This window comes from Streptomyces sp. NPDC001156, from assembly GCF_053598275.1.
In genome coordinates this window covers 1-5,390 of sequence record NZ_JBSFJX010000341.1, presented here as the reverse complement: position 1 = coordinate 5,390, position 5,390 = coordinate 1, and the positions used below count along the sequence as shown (strand labels likewise).

Annotated in this window: 6 protein-coding genes; 2 read left to right on the top strand and 4 right to left on the bottom strand. The window is 68.8% G+C overall.

What is annotated here, in order from left to right:
• Positions 1–803: MFS transporter (locus tag ACWDA7_RS49690; protein ID WP_450614428.1), on the top strand; the 803-nt coding region annotated here is incomplete at its 5' end.
• A 346-nt stretch (positions 804–1,149) separates the two neighbouring features.
• Here ACWDA7_RS49690 and ACWDA7_RS49685 read toward each other — a convergent pair.
• Genes ACWDA7_RS49685 through ACWDA7_RS49670 form a run of 4 tightly spaced genes read right to left on the bottom strand, consistent with a single transcriptional unit; the run spans position 1,150 to position 4,431 of the window.
• Entirely contained in the window at positions 1,150–2,082 is a 933-nt protein-coding gene (locus ACWDA7_RS49685) for an ABC transporter substrate-binding protein (RefSeq protein ID WP_450614426.1), read from the bottom strand.
• A gap of 12 nt (positions 2,083–2,094) precedes the next feature.
• The gene (locus ACWDA7_RS49680) at positions 2,095–2,757 is read right to left on the bottom strand and encodes an ABC transporter permease (protein ID WP_450614424.1); all 663 of its coding nucleotides are present in this window, start codon (positions 2,755–2,757) and stop codon (positions 2,095–2,097) included.
• A gap of 1 nt (position 2,758) precedes the next feature.
• A complete protein-coding gene (locus ACWDA7_RS49675) occupies positions 2,759–3,400 on the bottom strand; it encodes an ABC transporter permease (RefSeq protein ID WP_450614422.1) in 642 nt (213 codons plus the stop codon).
• Entirely contained in the window at positions 3,397–4,431 is a 1,035-nt protein-coding gene (locus ACWDA7_RS49670) for an ABC transporter ATP-binding protein (protein ID WP_450614420.1), read from the bottom strand. Before ACWDA7_RS49670 ends, ACWDA7_RS49675 begins: the two co-directional genes overlap by 4 nt.
• Before the next feature lie 141 nt (positions 4,432–4,572).
• Between ACWDA7_RS49670 and ACWDA7_RS49665 the strand changes: the two genes are divergently transcribed.
• Positions 4,573–5,390, top strand: an 818-nt coding sequence (locus tag ACWDA7_RS49665; RefSeq protein WP_450614418.1) for an aromatic amino acid lyase, incomplete at its 3' end; no start/stop codon positions are given.

Genomic DNA, 5,390 nt, shown 5'->3' with positions numbered 1-5,390 from the left:
TCCCCGACCCGCTGGGGGCGGTGCTGATCGCGGTGATTCCCGCCGCGCTGAGCCTGGGCATCGTCGAGGGCCCGAGCTGGGGCTGGTCCAGCCCCGGGGTGATCGCCGCCTTCGTCGTCGCCGTCGTACTACTGCCGGTCTTCGTGTGGCGCACCCGCACCGCGGCCCGGCCCGTGGTGGACCTGGCGCTGTTCAAGGTCCACCAGTTCCGGCTGGTCAACGTGGCCTCGCTGGTGTTCGGTCTGGCGTTCTTCGCCGTGCTCCTGAGCAACTTCATCTTCCTGCAGACGGTGTGGCACTACTCGGTGCTGATCGCTGCCCTGGCCTGCCTGCCCAACCCGGTCATGACGATGATCACCGCCCGCCCGGCCACCCGGATGGTGCACAAACACGGACACCAAATCGTGTTCCTCACCGGGGCCGTCCTCTTCGCCCTCGCCCAGAGCGCCCTCGCAGTGGCGCTCTCCACCCACACGCACTGGGCCGCCCTCTGGCTGCCCGTCATGGCGGTCACCGGAATCAGCCTCGGCATCAATCTGCCCACGTTGTCCGTCGCCTCCACCCAGCCACTGCCGCCTGCCCAGTTCGCCGTCGGCTCCGCGATCAATCAGAGCTTTCGCCAGCTCGGCGCTGTCCTCGGCGTCAGTCTCTTCGCCGCCATCGTCGGTACACCCGGGGCCGGTACCGCACTCAACGCCTTCCACAACGCCTACTGGCTCTTCGGCGCCCTCGGCCTGCTCAGCGGACTGATCATCTGCCTGCCCCAGCTCCGTCGCACCACCACCCCGACACCAACCGCCTAACAGCCGACCGCGGCCCGTGGTCTGCCCTGGGACGGGGGGCCTCCTGAGGGCGATGGCCTGGGGCGCTAGATCGCCGCGCCCCTGAGTCCCGCCCCTGGCAGACTCCTTCGGCTGATATCCCGCATGCCTGCCGTCTTTCGCCAGAACCAGGTGAGGATCGTGAGACCGTGCATGCTGGTGGGTTGGCGTTGGCTCTGGTGTGACGGCTTGTTCGTGAGCGTCCTCCTGCGATGCTTGTCGGGCGCCTGATCGCCGACCGCAAGGGTGGCTGTCCACGGCGTACCCGGAGCGCTGTTCGACCTCTGCGACCATGGAGAATCGCCGTCATGGCCGGTCCTGGGTTGGCCTACTTCACCAGCCCGTGCCGCTTCGCGTACGCGTTCGCGACGTCCTGCGGGTCCTTCTTGTCGTTGTCGACCAGGCTGTTGAGCTCTGTGAGGTCGGCGGTGGTCAGGACGTTGCCGAGCCGGGCGAGCGCCTTGCGGACGGTGTCGTCGGCCTTGCGGTCGGCAATGAGCGGGACGATGTGCTGGCTGGGGATCAGATGCAGGGGGTCGGCCAGCACCACCCAGTCGTTTGACTTGATGTCGGTGTCGGTGGTGAAGAGGTTCGCCACGTCCACATCGCCCTTTTTCAGGGCGCCTTTGACCAGCGGGCCGTCGGAGTCCAGCGACTTGAACTCCTTGAACTCGACGCCGTACACATCCTTGAGGCCGAGTGCGCCGACCTGGCGCTTCTTTACTTCGGGGGCGGCGCCGATGACCAGCTTGCCGTTCTGCTTCTTCAGGTCGGCCAGGGAGGCCAGGCCGTACTTGTTCGCGGTCTCGCGGGTGACGACGAAGGCGTCCGAGTCCTCCGCCATGCCGTAGGGCAGGATTTGGAGGCCGGTGGGTAGGGCGAGGGTGAGGGCGTTCTGCATCGCGCCCTGCTCGCTCGCCGTGGCCTTCGGGTCGAGGTAGTTGAGGAGGGCGCCCTGGTACTCGGGCAGCAGGTCGATGTCGCCGCTTCTGAGGGCGGGGATCACGATCTCGCGGGTGCCGAGGTTGGGGCGCACGGTCACCTTCACACCGGCCGCCTGAAGGGCCGCGGCGTAGAGGTAGCCGAGGACCTGGTTCTCGGTGAAGTTGGCCGTGCCGACGGTGATTCCGCCCTTGCTGGATCCGCCACCGCCGGTGCCGGATCCCTGGCTGTCGAGGGAGGTGATGCCGCTCGCGCAGGCGGAGAGGGCGGGGACGGAGGCGACGGCGAACAGGCCACCGAGGACAGTACGTCGGTTCATGTCAGGAGTTCCCTAAGCGGTGCGGTGGCGGAAGAGGAAGCGCTGGAGGCCGGCGAGGGTCACGTCCAGGACGACGGCGACCATGGCGACCAGCACCGCGCCGCCGAGCACTTGGACGAGGTCGCGCTGGGCGAGGCCGTCGAAGACGTAGCGGCCCAGGCCGCCGAATGAGACGTACGCGGCGATGGTCGCGGTCGCGACGACCTGGATCAGGGCCAGGCGGAGGCCCGTCATGATCAGGGGGAGCGCGAGCGGCAGTTCGACCTGGAAGAGGACCTGGTGGCCGCGCATGCCTTGGCCGCGCGCGGCGTCCTTCACGTCGGGGTCGACGGCTGTCATTCCCGCGTAGGTGTTGGTGACGATTGCCGGGACGGCAAGGGCGACGAGGGCGACGTACACGGGCAGCATCGACAGGCCGCCGGCCAGGAAGACCAGGACGACCAGGCCGACGGTCGGCAGGGCGCGACCGAAGGACGCGAGGTTGATCGCGAGGAAGGCGCCCTTGCCGGTGTGGCCGATCAGCAGGCCCAGCGGGAGGCCGATGGCGGCGGCGATGAGCGTGGCCACAAGGGAGTACTGGAGGTGTTCGGCGAGGCGGTGGGCGATCCCGTCCGAGCCGGACCACTGGGATCCGCTGACCAGCCAGGTGCCGAGGTTTTTGAAGAGTTCGTACATCTCAGGCTCGCCGCCTCTTCCAGGGGGTGAGGGCGTACTGGAGGGCCACCAGCACCGCGTCCGCGGCGACGGCGAGGAGGAGGGTGAGGACCACTCCTGCGATTACCGGGGTGGGGAAGTTGCGCTGGAAGCCGTCCGTGAAGAGCTGGCCGAGGCCGCCGTCCCCGATGTACGTCGCGACGGAGACGAGGGAGATCGACATGACTGTCGCGATGCGGACGCCGGCCATGATCACGGGGAGGGCGAGGGGGAATTCGACCGTGAGGAGTGTGCGCAGCGGGCGTGTGCCCATCGCTTTCGCGGCTTCCTTCACCTTCACGGGGACGGAGTCGAGGCCCTCGACCGTGTTCCGCAGCAGAACGACCAGGGTGTAGACCGTCAGTCCGATGACCGTGGTGGTGCGGGTCAGGCCGCTCACCGGGAGGAGCAGCACGAAGATCGCGATCGACGGGATGGTGAACAGGACGTTCGAGGCACCGAGGAGGAAGCCGCGCAGGGGGCGGATTCGGTGGGCGATCACCGCGAGCGGGAGGGAGATCAGCAGGCCGAAAAAGACGGCGGTCAGGGCGGCCTGGAGGTGGGAGATGGTGAGGGTGGTCAGTTCGCCGGTGTGGGCGCCGATCCACGACCAGTCGATCGTCATGCCGCCACCCTCACTTCCGCGTGGGCCCGGCCCGCGTGCTCGTGGATGTCGTCCCGCGATGAGACGCCGGTGAGTACGCCGTCCGAGTCGACGCGGGCGATCAGTCCGGTGGGGGAGGCGATCGACTCGTTGAGGGCTGACAGGAGGGAGTCGGTGTCCTTGAGGGGTCGTACGGGGAGTTCTGCCTCCTCGGACTTCCAGTGCTGTGGCCTGCTTGCCTGGTCGAGGACGAGCGTCCAGGTGCCGTTGTGTGGCGCCGGGCCTTGCGGGACGTCCGCGAGCGTCTTCAGTGAGAGGAGCTTCAGGCCGCGTTCGGCGCCCAGGAAGTCGGCGACGAAGTCGTCGGCGGGGTGGGCGAGAAGTTCAGCGGGAGTGGCGCACTGGACGAGGTGGCCGCCGGTGCGGAAGACCGCGATCTGGTCGCCGAGGCGGACGGCCTCGTCGATGTCGTGGGTGACGAAGACGATGGTCTTGCTCAGCTCCTTCTGCAGGCGCAGTAGTTCGTCCTGGAGTTGGGTGCGCACGACAGGGTCGACCGCGCCGAACGGCTCGTCCATCAGTAGCACCGGCGGATCGGCGGCCAGCGCGCGGGCGACGCCGACCCGCTGCTGCTGACCGCCGGACAACTGGTGGGGGTACCGCTTGCCGGCGTCGGCGGCGAGACCGACGGTCTCCAGGAGTTCGGCGGCGCGGGCCCGCGCTTTGCGGCGGTTCCAGCCGAGCAGGAGCGGGACGGTGGCGATGTTGTCGAGCACCGTGCGGTGCGGGAACAGGCCGGCCTGCTGGATGACGTAGCCGATGGAGCGGCGCAGGTCGGCGGCGTCTTGCTGGGTGACGTCCTGGCCGCCGACCCGGATGGTGCCGGAGGTGGGCTCGACCATCCGGTTGATCATCCGCAGGGTGGTCGTCTTGCCGCAACCGGAAGAGCCGACGAGGACGGTGACGCCGCCTTCGGGCATCTCCAGGGATAGATCGTGGACGGCTGTCGTGCCGTTGGGGAAGCGCTTGTGGACCGCATCGAACTGGATCATGAGATGTCCCTTGCCCGGCTGCATAATGTCATGCAGAGTTCTCGGTGCATGAATTACTTGTCAACAGTTCGGCGTAAATCCGAGGCGACGGTTGGCCGACAGTCGAGATCGAATGTCCAGATTGAGGGGGATTCTGCCCTGATGTCGTCTCGAATACTGGACGCACCCGGAGGCGCGTACTCCGGGCCGGTCGTCCTCGACGGGATCGGGCTCGGCGTGGGGGACGTCGTACGCCTCGCCGACGGGGCCGCCCGACCGATCCCCGGCACCGAAGCGATGAAACGCGCGACCGAGTCCTGGGACGCCGCCCGCCGGATCGCGGCGACCGGGCGCGTCTACGGCCGCTCCACCGGTGTCGGCGCCAACCGGAACGAAGACGTACCCACCGAGGCCGCCGCCGACCACGGCCTGCGCCTGCTGCGCAGCCACGCGGGCGCCATCGGCGAGGAACTCCCGGCCCGCCAGGTCCGCGCGATGCTCGCCATACGCGCCAACCAGCTACTGGCCGCAGGAGCCGGCCTGCGGCCCAGCGTGATCACAGCCTTGTGCCAGGCATTGGACGCCGGAGTTCACCCGGCCGTCAACGAGTTCGGTTCCGTGGGAACGGGAGACATCGCGGCACTGGCGCAGGCGGGCCTGGCGCTGGTGGGGGAGCGGCCCTGGCGGCGGACGGGCACCTCCCGGCCCGACCCGTCCGGAAGGGACGGGTCCGCGACGGCGTCTGCTGAGGGAACCATCGTCACGGCCCCCGAGCCGCAACCCCTCGACAATAACGACGCGCTCGCACTCATCAGCAGCAACGCCCTCACCCTCGGCCAGGCCGCGCTCGCGCTGTACGAGCTGCGCGGGCTGATCGGCGCCACCCAGGTCGTCGCCGCGCTCTCGCTGCTCGCGGTGGACGGTTCGCACGAGGCGTACGCCGCACCCGTGCACGCCGCCCGGCCGCACCGGGGCTCCGC

What these genes read in the sequence shown, in the direction of transcription:
- ACWDA7_RS49680 (WP_450614424.1), bottom strand. Translation starts at nt 2,757, where the DNA reads ATGTACGAACTCTTCAAAAACCTCGGCACCTGGCTGGTCAGCGGATCC.
- ACWDA7_RS49670 (WP_450614420.1), bottom strand. Translation starts at nt 4,431, where the DNA reads ATGATCCAGTTCGATGCGGTCCACAAGCGCTTCCCCAACGGCACGACA.
- ACWDA7_RS49685 (WP_450614426.1), bottom strand. Translation starts at nt 2,082, where the DNA reads ATGAACCGACGTACTGTCCTCGGTGGCCTGTTCGCCGTCGCCTCCGTC.
- ACWDA7_RS49675 (WP_450614422.1), bottom strand. Translation starts at nt 3,400, where the DNA reads ATGACGATCGACTGGTCGTGGATCGGCGCCCACACCGGCGAACTGACC.